At 40.1% G+C, this 17,800-nt stretch carries 25 protein-coding genes; all 25 read left to right on the top strand.

Annotation, left to right across the window (positions count from 1 at the left end):
* Positions 1-15 precede the first annotated feature (15 nt).
* The 25 genes from rplE to ACTNA4_RS08060 all read left to right on the top strand — a co-directional run bounded on the left by rplE (position 16) and on the right by ACTNA4_RS08060 (position 17,786).
* A complete protein-coding gene (gene rplE, locus ACTNA4_RS08180) occupies positions 16-555 on the top strand; it encodes a 50S ribosomal protein L5 (RefSeq protein ID WP_427806701.1) in 540 nt (179 codons plus the stop codon).
* A gap of 13 nt (positions 556-568) precedes the next feature.
* Entirely contained in the window at positions 569-754 is a 186-nt protein-coding gene (locus ACTNA4_RS08175) for a type Z 30S ribosomal protein S14 (protein WP_008372546.1), read from the top strand.
* An 18-nt stretch (positions 755-772) separates the two neighbouring features.
* Complete coding sequence (gene rpsH / locus ACTNA4_RS08170) at positions 773-1,174, top strand: 30S ribosomal protein S8 (protein ID WP_427806702.1); 402 nt, start codon at positions 773-775, stop codon at positions 1,172-1,174.
* A gap of 72 nt (positions 1,175-1,246) precedes the next feature.
* The gene (rplF, locus tag ACTNA4_RS08165; protein WP_427806703.1) at positions 1,247-1,789 is read left to right on the top strand and encodes a 50S ribosomal protein L6; all 543 of its coding nucleotides are present in this window, start codon (positions 1,247-1,249) and stop codon (positions 1,787-1,789) included.
* Positions 1,790-1,808: 19 nt separating this feature from the next.
* Positions 1,809-2,177 carry a 50S ribosomal protein L18 gene (rplR, locus tag ACTNA4_RS08160; protein ID WP_427806704.1) on the top strand — a complete coding sequence of 123 codons (369 nt, stop codon included), beginning with the start codon at positions 1,809-1,811 and terminating at the stop codon, positions 2,175-2,177.
* Positions 2,178-2,192: 15 nt separating this feature from the next.
* On the top strand, positions 2,193-2,702 hold the full coding sequence (rpsE, locus tag ACTNA4_RS08155; protein WP_427806705.1) for a 30S ribosomal protein S5: 510 nt from the start codon (positions 2,193-2,195) through the stop codon (positions 2,700-2,702).
* A 14-nt stretch (positions 2,703-2,716) separates the two neighbouring features.
* The gene (rpmD, locus tag ACTNA4_RS08150; protein ID WP_427806706.1) at positions 2,717-2,899 is read left to right on the top strand and encodes a 50S ribosomal protein L30; all 183 of its coding nucleotides are present in this window, start codon (positions 2,717-2,719) and stop codon (positions 2,897-2,899) included.
* A 25-nt stretch (positions 2,900-2,924) separates the two neighbouring features.
* Entirely contained in the window at positions 2,925-3,365 is a 441-nt protein-coding gene (rplO, locus tag ACTNA4_RS08145; protein ID WP_427806707.1) for a 50S ribosomal protein L15, read from the top strand.
* The gene (secY, locus tag ACTNA4_RS08140; protein WP_441029557.1) at positions 3,365-4,717 is read left to right on the top strand and encodes a preprotein translocase subunit SecY; all 1,353 of its coding nucleotides are present in this window, start codon (positions 3,365-3,367) and stop codon (positions 4,715-4,717) included. Before rplO ends, secY begins: the two co-directional genes overlap by 1 nt.
* Before the next feature lie 86 nt (positions 4,718-4,803).
* Positions 4,804-5,448: an adenylate kinase gene (locus tag ACTNA4_RS08135; RefSeq protein WP_427806709.1), complete on the top strand. Its 645-nt coding sequence runs from the start codon at positions 4,804-4,806 to the stop codon at positions 5,446-5,448.
* Positions 5,449-5,451: 3 nt separating this feature from the next.
* Positions 5,452-6,216: a type I methionyl aminopeptidase gene (gene map, locus ACTNA4_RS08130; RefSeq protein WP_427806710.1), complete on the top strand. Its 765-nt coding sequence runs from the start codon at positions 5,452-5,454 to the stop codon at positions 6,214-6,216.
* A 29-nt stretch (positions 6,217-6,245) separates the two neighbouring features.
* Positions 6,246-6,512, top strand: a complete 267-nt coding sequence (locus tag ACTNA4_RS08125; RefSeq protein ID WP_427806711.1) for a KOW domain-containing RNA-binding protein — start codon at positions 6,246-6,248, stop codon at positions 6,510-6,512.
* 1 nt (position 6,513) lies between these two features.
* Positions 6,514-6,732 (top strand): translation initiation factor IF-1, encoded by a 219-nt coding sequence (gene infA / locus ACTNA4_RS08120; RefSeq protein ID WP_004607275.1) that lies wholly within the window; start codon positions 6,514-6,516, stop codon positions 6,730-6,732.
* A gap of 117 nt (positions 6,733-6,849) precedes the next feature.
* Positions 6,850-6,963, top strand: coding sequence for a 50S ribosomal protein L36 (rpmJ, locus tag ACTNA4_RS08115; RefSeq protein WP_005339020.1), 114 nt, complete (start codon positions 6,850-6,852; stop codon positions 6,961-6,963).
* Positions 6,964-7,293: 330 nt separating this feature from the next.
* The gene (gene rpsM / locus ACTNA4_RS08110; RefSeq protein ID WP_427806712.1) at positions 7,294-7,662 is read left to right on the top strand and encodes a 30S ribosomal protein S13; all 369 of its coding nucleotides are present in this window, start codon (positions 7,294-7,296) and stop codon (positions 7,660-7,662) included.
* Between the two features lie 49 nt (positions 7,663-7,711).
* Positions 7,712-8,107 (top strand): 30S ribosomal protein S11, encoded by a 396-nt coding sequence (rpsK, locus tag ACTNA4_RS08105; RefSeq protein ID WP_016223756.1) that lies wholly within the window; start codon positions 7,712-7,714, stop codon positions 8,105-8,107.
* 27 nt (positions 8,108-8,134) lie between these two features.
* The gene (gene rpsD / locus ACTNA4_RS08100; protein ID WP_427806713.1) at positions 8,135-8,728 is read left to right on the top strand and encodes a 30S ribosomal protein S4; all 594 of its coding nucleotides are present in this window, start codon (positions 8,135-8,137) and stop codon (positions 8,726-8,728) included.
* A gap of 155 nt (positions 8,729-8,883) precedes the next feature.
* Positions 8,884-9,843 (top strand): DNA-directed RNA polymerase subunit alpha, encoded by a 960-nt coding sequence (locus tag ACTNA4_RS08095; protein ID WP_427806714.1) that lies wholly within the window; start codon positions 8,884-8,886, stop codon positions 9,841-9,843.
* Between the two features lie 127 nt (positions 9,844-9,970).
* Positions 9,971-10,507, top strand: a complete 537-nt coding sequence (locus tag ACTNA4_RS08090; RefSeq protein WP_427806715.1) for a bL17 family ribosomal protein — start codon at positions 9,971-9,973, stop codon at positions 10,505-10,507.
* An 87-nt stretch (positions 10,508-10,594) separates the two neighbouring features.
* Entirely contained in the window at positions 10,595-11,620 is a 1,026-nt protein-coding gene (locus ACTNA4_RS08085; RefSeq protein ID WP_427818801.1) for a substrate-binding domain-containing protein, read from the top strand.
* 97 nt (positions 11,621-11,717) lie between these two features.
* Positions 11,718-12,161, top strand: a complete 444-nt coding sequence (gene rpiB / locus ACTNA4_RS08080) for a ribose 5-phosphate isomerase B (protein ID WP_427806717.1) — start codon at positions 11,718-11,720, stop codon at positions 12,159-12,161.
* A gap of 425 nt (positions 12,162-12,586) precedes the next feature.
* On the top strand, positions 12,587-13,702 hold the full coding sequence (chvE, locus tag ACTNA4_RS08075) for a multiple monosaccharide ABC transporter substrate-binding protein (RefSeq protein ID WP_441019134.1): 1,116 nt from the start codon (positions 12,587-12,589) through the stop codon (positions 13,700-13,702).
* 190 nt (positions 13,703-13,892) lie between these two features.
* Positions 13,893-15,452, top strand: a complete 1,560-nt coding sequence (mmsA, locus tag ACTNA4_RS08070; RefSeq protein ID WP_427806719.1) for a multiple monosaccharide ABC transporter ATP-binding protein — start codon at positions 13,893-13,895, stop codon at positions 15,450-15,452.
* A gap of 2 nt (positions 15,453-15,454) precedes the next feature.
* Complete coding sequence (mmsB, locus tag ACTNA4_RS08065; RefSeq protein WP_427806720.1) at positions 15,455-16,624, top strand: multiple monosaccharide ABC transporter permease; 1,170 nt, start codon at positions 15,455-15,457, stop codon at positions 16,622-16,624.
* 67 nt (positions 16,625-16,691) lie between these two features.
* Complete coding sequence (locus ACTNA4_RS08060; protein WP_427818802.1) at positions 16,692-17,786, top strand: GntR family transcriptional regulator; 1,095 nt, start codon at positions 16,692-16,694, stop codon at positions 17,784-17,786.
* Positions 17,787-17,800: the final 14 nt, after the last annotated feature.

Here is a 17,800-nt window from a genome sequence, read left to right as displayed (position 1 = left end):
AGGAGGTCCAGAGCTTTGAGTAGACTGAAAGAACAGTACCAGAATGAGATCGTTGATGCAATGATCAAGAAATTTGGTTATAAGAATATTATGGAAGTGCCAAAACTCGATAAAGTTGTAATCAACATGGGTGTTGGCGAAGCAAAAGATAATGCAAAAGCATTAGACTCAGCAGTAGCTGATATGGAAAAAATTACCGGACAGAAAGCGGTTCTTACAAGAGCTAAGAAATCTGTTGCTAACTTCAAAATCCGTGAAGGTATGGCAATTGGATGCAAGGTTACATTAAGAGGCGAGAAGATGTATGAATTCGTTGATCGTCTGATCAACCTTGCACTGCCGCGAGTTCGTGACTTTAGAGGAGTTAACCCGAACGCATTTGACGGAAGAGGAAATTACGCTCTTGGAATCAAAGAGCAGCTGATCTTCCCTGAAATCGAGTACGATAAAGTGGATAAAGTAAGAGGTATGGATGTTATCTTCGTTACAACTGCAAGAACTGACGAAGAAGCTCGTGAATTATTAACACAGTTCAACATGCCATTCACAAAGTAAGGAGGAAATTTTCATGGCAAAGACAGCAATGAAACTGAAACAGCAGCGCAAACAGAAATTCTCTACAAGAGAATACAATCGCTGCAGAATCTGCGGACGTCCACATGCATATTTAAGAAAATATGGAATCTGCCGTGTATGCTTCCGTGAACTGGCATACAAGGGTGAAATTCCGGGCGTTAAGAAAGCAAGTTGGTAGAAAAGGAGGACAATCCAGATGACTATGAGTGATCCAATTGCAGATATGCTTACAAGAATCCGTAATGCAAATACTGCAAAACATGATACAGTTGATGTTCCGGCATCTAAAATGAAAATCGCTATTGCAGATATTCTTCTGAATGAGGGATATATTGCAAAATACGATATCGTAGAAGAAGGCAGCTTCAACACAATCCGCATCACATTAAAATACGGTGCAGATAAAAATGAGAAAGTTATTTCTGGTCTGAAGAAAATCTCTAAACCGGGTCTTCGCGTTTACGCTGGTAAAGACGAACTCCCGAAGGTACTCGGAGGACTTGGAACAGCTATTATTTCTACAAATCAGGGAGTCATTACTGATAAAGAAGCAAGAAAACTTGGCGTAGGCGGAGAAGTTCTTTGCTTTATCTGGTAATATAAAGTAGCAACTGAAAACAGAATGAGCACAGCACTCATTCCGAGAATGTAAGTGTAGGAGGTAAAAGGCATGTCACGTATTGGAAGACATCCGGTAGCGATCCCGGCAGGTGTAACTGTTGAAATCGCAGAGAATAATGTAGTGACCGTTACAGGTCCAAAAGGAACTCTCGTTAGAGAACTTCCGGTTGAAATGGAAATCAAAAAAGAAGGCGACGAAGTTGTAGTAACAAGACCGAATGACTTAAAGAAGATGAAATCTTTACATGGTCTTACAAGAACTCTTATTAATAACATGGTGATTGGTGTAACAGAAGGTTATCAGAAAGTTCTTGAGATCAACGGTGTTGGTTACAGAGCAGCAAAATCTGGAAATAAATTAACATTGAGTTTGGGATACTCTCACCCGGTTGAGATGGAAGATCCAGAAGGAATTGAAACGGTTCTTGAAGGACAGAACAAAATCATCGTTAAGGGAATTAGCAAAGAAAAAGTTGGCCAGTATGCAGCTGAAATCAGAGATAAGAGAAGACCGGAACCTTACAAAGGTAAAGGTATCAAATATGCTGATGAAGTTATTAGACGTAAAGTTGGTAAGACTGGTAAAAAATAAGTAAGGAGAGTGTGAACAAATGGTTAGTAAAAAATCTAGAAGCGAAGTTCGTGAAAATAAGCATAGAAAATTACGCAACCGTTTCAGCGGAACAGCTGAAAGACCGCGTCTTGCTGTGTTTAGAAGTAATAATCATATGTATGCTCAGATCATTGACGATACTGTTGGAAATACTCTTGTCTCAGCTTCCACTCTTCAGAAAGATGTAAAAGCTGAACTGGAAAAGACCAACAACGTTGAAGCAGCAGCATACCTTGGAACTGTTATTGCAAAGAAGGCATTGGAAAAAGGTATTACAACAGTTGTATTTGACAGAGGTGGATTCATCTACCACGGAAAAATTAAAGCATTAGCAGACGCAGCTAGAGAAGCTGGTTTGAATTTCTAGTAAGGAGGCGCACACATGAAACAGGAACGTATTGATGCTAAACAGTTAGAACTTACCGAAAAAGTAGTATCAATTAAACGTGTTACCAAAGTTGTTAAGGGTGGTCGTAACATGAGATTCACAGCTTTAGTAGTTGTCGGAGATGGAAACGGCCATGTTGGTGCAGGTTTAGGAAAGGCAGCAGAAATTCCGGAAGCGATCCGCAAAGGAAAAGAAGATGCCATGAAGAAACTCATCACAGTAACATTAGATGAAAATGAAAGTATTACACATGACTATATCGGAAAATTCGGAAGTGCTTCTGTACTTCTGAAGAAAGCTCCGGAAGGTACCGGTGTTATCGCTGGTGGACCGGCTCGTGCCGTTATCGAGCTTGCCGGAATCAAGAACATTCGTACAAAATCTCTTGGTTCAAACAATAAGCAGAATGTAGTACTTGCTACAATCAATGGTTTAAGTGAACTGAAAGCTCCAGAAAAAGTAGCTAAACTTCGCGGAAAATCTGTTGAAGAGATTTTAGGCTAAGGAGGAGATTACAGATGGCAAATTTGAAAATCACATTAGTGAAATCTACAATCGGTGCTGTTCCGAAACATAAAAAAACAGTAGAAGCTTTAGGGCTGAGAAAAGTAAATAAAACAGTTGTATTGCCGGATAATGCTGCAGTCAGAGGAATGGTGCAGCAGGTAAGACATCTGGTAAAAGTTGAAGAAGAAGCATAAATCTTATAGATAAGGAGGTGTCACAATGGACTTATCAAATTTAAGACCTGCTGACGGAGCAAAACATAGCGATAATTTCAGAAGAGGCCGTGGACACGGTTCAGGAAATGGTAAGACAGCCGGAAAAGGACACAAAGGTCAGAAAGCCCGTTCTGGAGCAACCAGACCAGGTTTCGAAGGTGGTCAGATGCCATTATACAGACGTATTCCTAAGAGAGGTTTCACATGCAGAAACTCTAAGACAATCGTAGGAATTAATGTCAGTGCTTTAGAAGTATTTGAAAATGATTCAGTTGTTTCCGTTGAGACTTTGATCGAAGCAGGAATCGTTAAGAATCCTAGAGATGGTGTTAAAATTCTTGGAAATGGAGAGTTAACCAAAAAGCTTACTGTTCAGGCAGATGCATTTAGTGCAGGTGCTGTAGAAAAGATTGAAGCAGTTGGTGGAAAAGCAGAGGTGATCTAATGCTACAGACATTCCGTAAGGCATTTCAAATTGAAGATATACGGAAAAAAATACTGTATACCCTTGCGATGTTGTTTGTAGTACGCCTCGGGTCACAACTCCCTACCCCGGGAGTTGACCCGAACTACATTAAGGATTTCTTTGCAAATCAGACCGGTGAAACATTTAATTTCTTTAATGCTTTCACCGGTGGTTCTTTTGAACAGATGTCCGTTTTCGCATTGAGTATTACACCGTATATTACTTCTTCCATTATCATGCAGCTCCTCACGATTGCAATTCCGAAATTGGAAGAGATGCAGAAAGAGGGAGAAGACGGAAGAAAGAAAATTGCTACGATTACACGTTATGTAACAGTTGGTCTGGCTCTGATTGAATCAACTGCCATGGCAGTTGGTTTTGGACGTCGGGGACTTCTGGAAGAATACAATTTTGTAAATGCAGCAATCGTAGTTCTGACACTGACAGCTGGTTCTGCATTCTTGATGTGGATAGGTGAGAGAATTACGGAGAAGGGCGTAGGAAACGGAATTTCTATCGTTCTTTTAATTAATATTCTGTCGCGTGTACCAAGTGATCTGACTACGTTGTATGAAACTTTTGTCAAAGGTAAAGGCCTTGCAAAAGGTGGGCTTGCGGCGTTTATCATTCTGGCAATTATTCTTGCACTTGTAGTGTTTACAGTTGTGCTGCAGGATGCAGAAAGAAGAATTCCGGTTCAGTATTCTCAGAAAGTACAGGGAAGAAGAAGTGTTGGCGGACAGTCAACAAATATTCCGCTTAAAGTAAATACAGCAGGAGTTATTCCGGTTATTTTTGCTTCATCTATTATGCAGTTTCCAATTGTAATTGCTTCTTTTTTAGGAAAAGGCAATGGAACTGGCATTGGAAGTGAAATACTTCGTGGATTAAATTCAGGAAACTGGTGTAACCCGTCTCATCTTCAATATTCATGGGGATTGATCGTATACATTGCATTGACAGTATTTTTTGCATATTTCTATACGAGCATTACATTTAACCCACTTGAAATTGCGAATAATATGAAGAAAAGCGGCGGATTTATTCCAGGTATTCGTCCTGGTAAGCCTACTGTAGATTATCTGACGAAGATTTTAAATTATATTATCTTTATCGGTGCGTGTGGTCTTGTAATTGTGCAGGTGATTCCGTTCTTCTTTAATGGAGTATTTGGAGCGCAGGTATCGTTCGGTGGAACATCTTTGATCATTATTATTGGTGTTGTACTTGAAACTGTGAAACAAATTGAATCACAGATGCTCGTACGAAACTATACAGGATTTTTAAATAACAAAGGAAATGCAATGAAGAACAGTTTCCTTGGATTTTAGAACACAGTGGCTCGTTGTTGTTTATCATTACATAATAGATAAATTGCAACGAGCTATTTGAACATGTTAAAAAAGGAGGTAGCAGTATGAAGATTATTATGTTAGGTGCTCCTGGAGCAGGAAAAGGAACTCAGGCTAAGAAAATAGCGGCAAAATATGGAATTCCGCATATTTCAACCGGAGATATTTTCAGGGCAAATATCAAAAACGGTACGGAACTTGGAAAGAAAGCAAAGACTTATATGGATCAGGGACTTCTCGTTCCGGACGAACTTGTTGTGGATCTTGTAGTAGATCGTGTCAATCAAGAAGATTGTGAGAATGGATATGTACTTGACGGTTTTCCGAGAACAATTCCTCAGGCAGAAGCACTGGATAAAGCGCTTGCTGCCCAGGGACAGAAAATGGATTATGCTATCGATGTAGATGTTCCGGATGAAAATATTGTTCGCCGCATGGGCGGAAGACGCGCCTGTGTGGGATGTGGCGCTACATATCATCTTGAATATGCACCGACCAGACAGGAAGGAATTTGTGATGTATGTGGCGGTGAATTAATTCTGCGTGATGATGATAAACCGGAGACTGTTCTGAAACGTCTTGGCGTATATCATGAACAGACACAGCCGCTGATCGAGTATTATACGAATCAAGGCATTTTAAAAACTGTAGATGGAACAGTAGATATGGAAGACGTATTTGCTGCCATTGTTTCTATCTTGGGAGAATAGCTCATGGCAATTACGATTAAATCAGAAAGAGAAATTGAACTGATGACCCAGGCCGGAAGGATTCTGGAAATCGTACATGAGGAGATGGAAAAAGCATTAAAGCCGGGAATGACAACACTGGACATTGATGCAATTGGAGAGGAAGTGATTCGCAGCTACGGCTGCGAACCTTCTTTCCTGAATTATAACGGGTATCCTGCATCTATCTGCGTATCGGTTAATGAAGAAGTTGTTCATGGAATTCCATCACGAAATCGGATCATTCAGGAGGGAGACATTGTAAGTCTGGATGCGGGACTTATTTATAAGGGGTATCATTCAGATGCGGCAAGGACGCATGCAGTAGGAGAAATCAGTGAAGAAGCAAAAAAACTGATCGAAGTGACCAGACAAAGCTTTTTTGAAGGAATAAAATATGCAAAAGAAGGCAATTATTTATTTGAGATTTCCGGTGCAATAGGAAGATATGCTGCCGGATTTGGTTATGGAGTAGTAAGGGAACTTTGCGGACACGGAATCGGAACCCACCTGCATGAAGATCCTGAAATCCCGAACTTTCCGATGATGAGACGCGGACCTAAATTAAAAGCCGGAATGACCCTTGCGATCGAGCCTATGATCAATCTTGGTACTGAGAAAGTCAGATGGCTGGATGATGATTGGACGGTTGTGACGCGAGATGGGAAGCTTTCGGCACATTATGAGAATACAGTGCTGATTACAAAGGGAGAGCCCATACTTTTGACACTTGGCGGCAAAATAAAGTAAGTCTGTGTAACATGATGAGGCGCGAAGATATGGAAAGATGGGAAGAAGGTATGCTTGCCAGGTCACTGGCGGGGCATGATAAAGAAAAAGTTTATGTCATTACTAAGATAGAAGATGCATATGTATATCTGTCAGACGGAAAAAACAGAAAAACAGATAATCCAAAAAAGAAAAAGAAAAAGCATGTGCAGCTTATTCGGATAAAACATGAAATTAATTCAGCAGATGATGAAAAAGTAAAAAGGATATTGAAAGAGTACAGCAAATCACTGACAGGAATGAAGGAGGAATCTTAATATGTCAAAGGCAGATGTAATTGAAATTGAAGGGACGGTTGTTGAAAAACTTCCAAACGCAATGTTTCAGGTAGAACTCGAAAATGGTCATCAGGTCCTGGCACATATCAGCGGAAAGCTTCGTATGAATTTTATTAAAATTTTACCGGGAGATAAAGTAACATTGGAACTTTCGCCATATGATTTATCAAAAGGAAGAATTATCTGGAGAGATAAGTAAAATAACTATTGACTTTATATTTTGTGTAATGCTATAATATTAGGCGAACTGCTGTCGGGTATTAATAGACAGTGGTGGGAAAATGCAAACTGGCAAGGTATGAAAGGAGGATTTGACATGAAGGTTAGATCATCAGTAAAACCGATTTGCGAAAAATGCAAAGTTATCAAGAGAAAAGGAAGCGTCAGAATTATCTGCGAAAATCCGAAACATAAACAGCGTCAGGGATAATGACGAATGTTTATAATGAATTAGGCGGCTGATAGCACGATACGCCTGGAAGTGTGTAGGGCGTTGGATGCTATTTCAAATATACAGGGAAACACCCCATCTGCCATAAAGCTAAAGCGGTGGTTTCAAGTATATTGCTTACAATACCGGCGGTCATTAGCCGATAGATCGGTTGCCGGAAAGGATGCGAATACCGACGCATCTGGGCTGGTATATCGGACAAGTCATGTAAGGTGAAGGAATGTCCGGTAGGGTGCTTTTGATAACGGGATACCCTCAGCCTCAATTTAAGACAGTATCAAAAAATGAATCAAATGGAGGAAATCACAAATGGCTCGTATTGCAGGTGTAGACTTACCAAGAGACAAACGTGTAGAAATCGGATTGACTTATATCTACGGAATCGGTAGAACAAGTTCAAACCGTATTCTTGCAGAAGCTGGAGTTAATCCAGATACCCGCTGCAGAGACTTAACAGATGACGAAGTTAAGAAAATCAGTGCAGTAATCGACGAAACTCAGATGGTAGAAGGTGATCTCCGCAGAGAGATCGCGCTGAACATCAAGAGACTTCAGGAAATCGGATGCTATAGAGGAATCCGTCACAGAAAAGGACTTCCTGTTCGTGGTCAGAAGACAAAGACGAATGCAAGAACAAGAAAAGGTCCGAAGAGAACAGTTGCAAACAAAAAGAAATAATTTGAGAAACAGATAACAGTATAATAGGAAAGTGTAGGTTAGTTTTATTATGGCTAAAAAAGTTACAAAAAAAGTGACAAAAAAACGTGTCAAGAAAAACGTTGAACGCGGACAGGCACATATCCAGTCATCTTTCAATAATACAATCGTTACTTTGACAGATGCTCAGGGAAATGCTTTATCATGGGCAAGTGCAGGTGGTCTGGGATTTAGAGGTTCAAGGAAATCTACTCCTTATGCAGCTCAGATGGCAGCAGAGACGGCAGCTAAAGCAGCTTTAGTTCATGGTCTTAAATCAGTAGATGTATTCGTAAAAGGACCTGGTTCAGGAAGAGAAGCAGCAATCCGTGCACTTCAGGCATGCGGAATTGATGTAACAAGCATCAGAGACGTAACACCGGTACCGCACAATGGATGCCGCCCACCGAAGAGAAGAAGAGTCTAGTCGAATTATTATAGGAGGATAAAGAGCATGGCAGTAAATAGAGTTCCGGTTCTGAAAAGATGCCGTTCATTAGGAATGGATCCGGTATATTTAGGAATTGATAAAAAGTCTAACAGACAGTTGAAAAGATCTAATAGAAAAATGAGCGAGTATGGTCTGCAGTTACGCGAGAAGCAGAAAGCTAAATTTATCTATGGTGTATTAGAGAAACCTTTCAGAAACTACTTTGAAAGAGCAGATCGTATGAAAGGTATGACAGGTGATAACCTGATGGTTCTTCTTGAATCAAGACTGGATAACGTAATTTTCCGTCTCGGATTTGCCAGAACAAGACGTGAAGCAAGACAGATTGTGGATCATAAGCATGTACTTGTGAATGGAAAACAGGTAAACATTCCATCATACCAGATCAAAGCCGGTGATGTTATCGAAATCAAAGAAGGAAAGAAGAGCCTTCAGAGATACAAAGACATTATGGAAGTGACTGCTGGACGCATGGTTCCGGATTGGCTTGAAGCAGATCCGGAAGCTTTAAAGGGAACGGTAAAAGAACTTCCGCTTCGCGAAGCAATTGATGTTCCGGTAGACGAAATGATGATTGTCGAGTTATATTCTAAATAAAACGCATTCATTTAAGAAGATGCAGTACTTAACGAACCTGATTTTCGGGTTCGTTAAGGTGCTGTTGAAAAGAATACCCGGCTATCCTGCAGGGAGGAGGGTCCGGGACAAAGCAACCCTCAACATTCAAAAACCCATAAGGAGGGACCAAAATAGTGTTTGATTTTAATAAACCAAATATTGAAATTACAGAAATTTCTGAAGATAAAAAATATGGCAGATTCGTAGTAGAACCTTTGGAAAGAGGATATGGTACGACGTTGGGTAACTCTTTGAGAAGAATTATGCTTTCTTCTTTACCGGGTGCAGCAATCAGCCAGATTAAAATCGACGGTGTACTGCATGAATTCAGCTCCATTCCTGGAGTTAAGGAAGATGTAACTGAAATCATCATGAATTTGAAATCCCTGGCAATCAAGAATACTTCCGAAACAGATGAACCGAAAACGGCTTATATTGAGTTTGAAGGTGAAGGTGTCGTAACGGGAGCAGATATTCAGGCTGATTCTGATATTGAAATCATGAATCCTGATACAGTGATTGCTACATTGAATGGCGGAACTGACAGCAAGCTTTACATGGAACTGACCATTACAAAGGGAAGGGGATATGTGGGCGCTGACAAGAATAAGACGGAAGATATGCCGATTGGCGTGATTCCGATTGATTCCATTTACACCCCGGTTGAACGTGTAAACCTTACAGTACAGAATACGCGTGTTGGCCAGATCACAGATTTTGATAAGCTTACGTTGGATGTATGGACTAATGGAACACTTTTGCCGGATGAAGCAGTCAGTCTGGCAGCAAAAGTACTCAATGAACATCTGAAATTATTTATTGATCTTTCTGAAGTAGCTCAGGCTGCAGAAGTTATGATTGAAAAAGAAGATGATGAAAAAGAAAAAGTACTTGAAATGAGTATTGATGAACTTGAACTTTCAGTACGTTCATACAATTGTCTGAAGAGAGCAGGTATCAATACGGTAGAAGAACTTACAAACAGAACGCCTGAAGATATGATGAAAGTTCGTAACCTCGGACGTAAATCACTCGAAGAAGTTCTGGCTAAATTAAAAGAACTTGGCTTGGAATTAAGTCAGGGAGAGGAATAGAGCATATGGCTCTGCCTTTCAGGTAACTATCTGGCTAGTAAGCCCGATGAAAGCATAACCAGATGGCATATCCCGGTAAGTCCAAAGAAGCACGTGATATGTCCCAAATAAATGGAGGATTAAGAAAATGGCAAAATATAGAAAACTTGGCAGAACATCAAGTCAGAGAAAAGCTTTATTAAGAAATCAGGTAACGATGTTACTTCAGCATGGAAAGATCAAAACAACAGAAGCTAAGGCAAAAGAAATCCGCAAGATTACAGAAGGCCTGATTGCTCTTGCTGTAAAAGAAAAAGATAATTATGAAGAAGTAACTATCAAAGCGAAAGTTGCAAGAAAAGACAAAGACGGAAAGAGAGTAAAAGAAGTTGTTGACGGTAAGAGAGTAACCGTTTACGATGAAGTTGAAAAGACAATCAAAAAGGATAATCCGTCACGACTTCATGCAAGACGTCAGATGCTCAAAGTTCTTTATCCTGTAACAGAAGTACCGACTGCTGCAGCAGGAAGAAGAAAAAATACGAAAGAAGTAGATCTTGTAGATAAACTGTTTACAGAAATTGCGCCGAAATATGCAGATCGTAATGGTGGATATACAAGAATTATTAAAATTGGACAGCGTAAAGGTGACGCTGCAATGGAAGTTCTTATCGAATTAGTATAGAACTTAACTATAAAAATGTGACCGCATATCATAATGATGTGCGGTCTTTTCAAATTTGAAATAATATTTGCGAAAGGGTGAACCTTGATGAAATGGAAAACAGCTGCTCTTATGACGGCAATATGTTTAGCCTTTGCAATTTCAAAAATTGGACTTGGATGCACTGGAGAACGAAGAAATGGAAGTGGACAGCAGGAAGAATTTGATTATCTAATAACGGTAGGAATGGTTCAGGGAGGAGAGGACTCTGCGTGGAAAGAGGCAAATACAGAATCTTTTCAATCAATCTTTACAGAGGAAAACGGATATAGATTTTTATTTAAGGATGCCGGAAATGATCAGGAAAAACAGATTGAGGCTATTCGTGCATTTGCGGAAGAAGGCGTGGACTATATTTTGTTGAATCCGGTTGCGGAAATGGGATGGGAAGAAGCACTGGAAGACGTAAAACGCGCTGGAAGTTCCGTTATTCTTGTCAATCAGCAGATTGATGAAAGCGATGCTTCCATGTATGAATGCTGGATTGGAAGTAACTATGAAGAACAAGGTAAACAGGCACTGAAATGGCTTGAAGATCATCTGGATAAAGAAGATAAAGCCGAGGACGAAGAAGAATTGGACATTGCGATGATTCAGGGGAGTATCGGTTCGCCGGAGCAAATGGAGAGAGCGGAAGGATATCAGAAAATACTCGGAAAGCATTCAAACTGGAGAATCGTAGGACAGCAAACAGCTGAAAATGATAGAACAACTGCAAAAGAAGTCATGTTGATGTTTCTTGAAAATGAGGATAAAATAGATGTTGTTATAGCGGAAAACGATCAAATGGCCATGGGCGTAATTGATGCACTGGGAGAAAAAAATATGAGTTCAGGATCGGACGGGGATGTCATTCTAATTTCTTTTGATGCGAGTAGAGAAGGCCTTGAAGCAGTGCAGGAAGGGAAAATCAATATATCTTTTGAATGTACACCTTTTCTAGCACCCAAAACAGCTGAAATTATTCAAAAATTAGAGGCAGGAATCAATATTGATAAAAAGCAATATGTGAAAGAAAGCTATTACGATATCAATAACGATCTTGAAGAAGTTATAGAAAAAAGATCATATTAAACTCTTTATTTCACATTCTTGACTACGAAGAACTGTATGCTTATAATAAAACTAGCTTGTAAAATCATTTTGAGTATGAAAAAAGGAGAATGTTAATATGAAAATAGGAGTTGCGAATGATCATTCTGCTGTTGACATGAAAAAACAGGTCGTCGAATACCTGGTTGAGAAAGGTTACGAAGTCATAAACTACGGAACAGATTCATATGAAAGCTGCAATTATCCCGAATACGGCGAAAAGATTGCGCATGCAGTTGTAAATGGAGAAGTTGAATTGGGAATTGCGATTTGCGGAACAGGTCTGGGAATTTCACTTGCTGCGAATAAAGTACATGGTATTCGGGCTGCCGTATGTTCGGAACCATATACAGCAAGAATGGCAAGAGAACATAATAATGCGAATATACTTGCATTTGGTGCAAGAGTCATTGGTATAGAGACTGCAAAGATGATTCTTGATGAGTGGCTGAATGCAGAATTCAAGGGCGGACGTCATCAGGATCGAGTGGATATGATCATGGCGATTGAAGAACGACAATAGAATAGTAGTTGATATAGGAATAGAATATAAAAACTAAGCTGCAGAGCATCTGGAAAATATAAGAGAGATGTTTTGTGGCTTTTTTAATAGAATTGTTTTGTATGTATGGATTAATACAGATTTTCTTAATAATATCATGTCAAGTAAAAAAACGTAGAAATAATACTATAGTTTTTGTACATATTTTGATGTATTGCCGCGAAAAAAATAAAATATGTATACATACAACTTATATACAAATAAATACAAGTTTAAAATTTGTACAAAAAGTTGTACTTGATTTTGTAATATATTACGTCTTGCTAAATGAAAAGTTGTGTTGTATATTAATACCATAAACAAAATTGATGAGACGGAAAACTATACAAATTCAACAAAAAATTTGTAATCCGCTCATTAAGAGAATTTAAAGGAGGAAAAGAAGCATGAAAAAGAGAATTCTCAGTGTAGCTCTTGTAGCAGTTATGGCACTTTCGCTTGCGTTTACAGGATGCGGTAACAAGTCTGAAGAAGGTGGAAGCGGAGACAGCGGAAGCAAGACGGAGAGCAATGGTAAAAAAGTAGGTGTGGCAATGCCGACTCAGAGCTCAGAGAGATGGATCAGAGACGGTAAGAACATGAAAGAAAAACTGGAGGGAATCGGATATGAAGTAGACCTTCAGTACGCAGAAGACGATGTTCAGGCACAGGTTTCTCAGATTGAGAACATGATTGCTAAAGGTGCTAATTGCCTGGTTGTTGCAGCTATCGACTCTTCAGCTCTGGTTAACGTACTTGCTCAGGCTAAGTCCAATGACATCCCGGTTATCGCTTATGACCGTCTGTTAATGGATACAGATGCAGTAAGCTACTATGCATCTTTCGATAATGAAGGTGTTGGTAGAAAGATTGGTGAATACATCGAAGAAAAAGCTGGACTTAAGACTGCCACAGAGCCTCAGACAATTGAATTCTTCATGGGATCTCCGGACGACAACAACGCAGTTCTTCTTCACAAAGGTGTTATGGGCGTCCTTCAGCAGTATCTTGACAATGGAATGCTTGTATGCAAATCAGGAAGAACATCATTCGAGGATACATGTATCTTAAGATGGTCTCAGGAAACAGCTCAGCAGAACTGTGAGAACTACTTATCAGGATTCTATGCAGACGAAGATCTTGACATCTGCTGCTCAGCATTTGATGGCTTCTCATATGGTATCAAAGCTGCTCTTGAAGGTGCTGGATATACTGAAGAAAACTGGCCAATCATCACAGGACAGGATGCAGAAGTTATGGCAGTTAAGAATATCATTGCTGGTAAACAGACAGCTACAATCTTCAAAGACACAGGACTTCTTGCAGAAAAATGTGTAACAATGGTTCAGGCAGTGCTTGAAGGAAAAGAACCGGAAATCAACGATACTGAAACATACGACAATGGCAAATTGGTTGTACCTTCTTACCTTTGCGAACCAGTAGCTCTTGATAAAGATAACTACAAAGAACTCGTAGTAGACAGTGGATACTACACAGAAGAAGAAATTCAGAACGCAGAATAATCTGAATAATGTTTAAGATAGGGCGGCGGCGATATTGCTGCCGCCCTGATTTTTGAAATCCTTATTACGAAGTAAAGTCCCTGGAAGTGATTCGGGGAACAGAAGAAACCTCAGGCATGAGCAGGGGGAGTTTGAGTTTGAAAACGAAGCCGCAAGGCTTTGGAAATATAAAAGAAAAGGAGCTGAGAAAATGTCTGATTACATTCTGGAAATGAACCATATCACCAAAGAATTCTCAGGCGTAAAGGCGTTGGACGATGTAAACCTTAAGGTTAAACGCGGTGAGATTCATGCACTTTGCGGTGAAAATGGTGCTGGAAAATCAACCTTGATGAATGTATTATCCGGTATCTATCCGTTCGGTACATATTCTGGTGATATCGTTTATAACGGAGAAATCGTGAAAAATCACAACATTAAGGACAGTGAGAAAAAAGGTATTGTAATTATTCATCAGGAACTTGCACTTAGCCCATATCTTTCTATCGCAGAAAACGTTTTTATGGGAAATGAGCAGACTTCTATGAAGGGAGTTATTGACTGGACACAGACGCATAATAAAGCCCAGGCAATGCTGGAAAAGGTTGGACTTTACAACGAAAATCTGGATGCGCCGATCAACACGTTGGGTGTAGGAAAGCAGCAGCTGATCGAGATTGCAAAAGCGCTTGCTAAAAAGGTTGATCTGTTGATTCTGGATGAACCGACTGCAGCATTGAATGATGAAGAAAGTGCACAGCTTTTGGAGATCATGCTGAAACTGAAAGAACAGGGAATTACATGTATCATCATCTCACACAAACTGAATGAGATCAGCTATGTCGCAGATGCTATCACTGTTATCCGTGATGGACACACGATTGAAACTCTTACAAAAGGAATTGATGATTTTTCAGAAGACCGTATCATTAAGGGAATGGTTGGCCGTGAGCTGACAAACCGTTATCCGGAAAGAAATCCGGAGGAATGCCCGATCGGAGATGTTGTCCTGGAAGTGAAAAACTGGAATGTATTCCATCCGGAAGATGCGAACCGTCAGGTACTGAAGAATGTGAATATTAAAGTTCGTGCAGGAGAGGTTGTAGGACTTGCTGGTCTGATGGGGGCAGGAAGAACTGAGTTCGCAATGAGTCTTTTCGGACGTGAGTATGGTCAGAAAATTTCCGGACAGATTTTTATGCACGGAAAAGAAGTTAAGATCAAGAATGTAAGAGATGCAATCGCTAATAAGATTGCATATACTTCTGAAGACAGAAAGACATATGGACTTGTATTGATCAATGACATTAAATGGAACATGACATTGGCTGCCCTTCGTGGATTCTTCTCTAAGAATGGTATTGTAAATGCCAATGAAGAAGTGCTTGCGGCAGAGAAATACAAAAAGCTCATTAACATCAAAGCAAACTCCATTGACCAGGCGGTTGGTTCCTTGTCAGGTGGTAACCAGCAGAAAGTAGTTTTGTCGAAATGGATGTTGACAGAGCCGGATGTACTGATTCTGGATGAACCTACCCGTGGTATTGACGTTGGTGCAAAATACGAGATTTATTGTGCAATTAATGATTTGGCAAAGGCTGGAAAAGCGGTCATCGTTATCTCTTCTGAAATGCCGGAAATCATTGGAACCTGTGATAGAACCTATGTACTGAACGAAGGACAGATCGCAGGAGAATTATCAAAAGAAGAGTTATCTCAGGAAAAGATTATGAAATGCATTATGCAGCATAATAACAGGAAAGGGGAATAACAATGGAGAAGAAAAAAACAGTTAATCTTGATTTAAAGCAATTCGGTATGGTATTTGCTTTGATTGCAATTTATATTATCTTTTATTTCATGACAGGTGGAATTAATGCAACACCTATGAATATGAACAACCTGATCATGCAGAACAGTTACGTTGTCATTCTTGCAACCGGTATGCTGCTTTGTGTATTAACTGGTAACGTTGACCTTGGTGTTGGTTCTTATGTCGCACTCTGTGGTGCAATTGCTGCAAAATTGGTAGTTGAAAATGGCATGAGCATTCCGCTTGCTTTCCTTATTACTATCCTTGTTGGAACTGCTTTTGGTGCATTTAACGGATTTTTTATTGCCTACCTTGATATCCCGCCATTCGTAGTTACTCTGGCAGGTATGCTTATTGGCCGTGGTCTTACATACACACTTCTTGAATCAAAGACAGTAGGACCGCTTCCGGATGCATATGTAAAGGTTGGTGCTGGTTTCTTTATTACAAATAAAATCCAGATGGGATCAGGTACACTTGATATCGTATGTATTATCGTTGCAATTGTTGCAACAGCCCTGATCATTTTATCAGAATTAAAATCTATTAAGACAAGACAGAAATACGGTCTTGCAATTGTTACTCCATGGCAGACAATTGTAAAACTTGCAATTATCATTGCAATCGTATGGTTCTTCTTCTACAAACTTGCAAGATACAATGGTATTCCAATTGTGCTCATTATTATGGCTGTTATTGTTGGTATTTACCATTTCATTACAAGTAAGACGGTACCGGGTCGTCAGATTTATGCATTGGGTGGTAATGCAAAGGCTGCAAGACTTTCCGGTATTGATACCAGAAAAGTATTCTTCTGGGTATATACAAACATGGGATTCCTTGCAGCTATTGCTGGTATCGTATTATCAGCACGTAACGCATCCGCTACACCGAAGGCCGGCGACGGATTCGAGCTTGATGCGATCGCATCCTGCTACATCGGTGGTGCAGCGGCAGCCGGTGGTATCGGTACTGTAATCGGTGCTGTAGTCGGAGCATTCGTTATGGGTGTTTTGAACAATGGTATGTTCTTGATCGGACTTTCTACAGACCTTCAGAAAGTAGTAAAAGGTCTTGTACTTCTTGGAGCTGTAACATTCGATATACTTTCTAACAAGAAGAAAAAATAATTATTAAGATGAATGTCGGGCGAAGCTTGTCTGGGCTTCGCCCTGATACAAAGGGGGACAGATAACTATGGAAGAGTTACTGGCCAAATATGAAGAAATCTTAAGGTGGCTGAAAATGCGTTTGGAAAGCGGAGAATTGAAGCCCGGTGATCGCGTAGAATCGGAACATCAATTGTGCGCACATTTTCGTGTGAGCCGTCAGACAGTTCGCCATGCAATTGCACTTCTGGAAGAAGAAGGCATTGTGGAGAGGCGAAGAGGAAGTGGTACCTATATCAAAGCCACAGTAAATGTACAAGAAAAAGAAGAAAAAACCATGCAGGTTGCTGTTATGACAACCTATGTTCAGAAATATATTTTTTCTTCTATTATACAACAGATTGAGAATGAGTTATCCCGCGCGGGATATGGTTTGCAGATTTCTTTTACGAACAATGCGGTCGAAAAAGAAAGGTTTGTTTTGAAAAATATTTTGGAAAAGAATATGGTGGACGGCCTGATCGCTGAGACGACCAAGAGCGGACTTCCCAATCCAAATTTAGATATATACAGAAAAATTATGAATAAAGGAATCCCGGTTCTTTTTATTAATAGTTATTATCCGGGACTTGATATTCCGCATGTATCTTTGAATGATAAACTGGCAGGAAAGATGGTCACCAATCATCTCCTTAAGTGCGGACATCGTAATATCGGTGCGATTTTCAAGGCTGATGACGGGCAGGGACACCACAGATATGCCGGATATGTGGAAGCGTTGATGGAGGCAGACATCAAAATTAAAGGAATGCAGGTAATCTGGATCGATACGGAAGAAGTCAGACATATGAAGGAAGATGCAGGGTGGATCCTCAGACGATTGCAAGGATGTACTGCGTGTGTGTGCTACAATGATGAAGTGGCAACGAAGTTGGTTGCGGTCTGTCTCGAGCAGGGGATCCGGGTTCCGGAGGATTTGTCTATCATCGGAATTGATGATTCGGATCTGGCAAATTATTGTGAAGTTCCGCTTACTTCTGCAAAAAATCCAGTAAGAGATCTGGGTAAAATAGCAGCATTGGAAATGCTTGAAATGATGAAAGGAATGCCGGTACCAAAAGTGACTGAATTGGATCCTGAAATTGTGAATCGTAATTCAGTACGCCTGAGAGATGGATTTTAGAAGTTTAAAAGATT

Source organism: Bariatricus sp. HCP28S3_A7 (assembly GCF_052066375.1).
In the GTDB taxonomy this organism is placed as follows: domain Bacteria; phylum Bacillota; class Clostridia; order Lachnospirales; family Lachnospiraceae; genus Allocoprococcus.
Note: the sequence above shows the minus strand (reverse complement) of the source record. Positions and strands in the feature narration are given on the sequence as shown.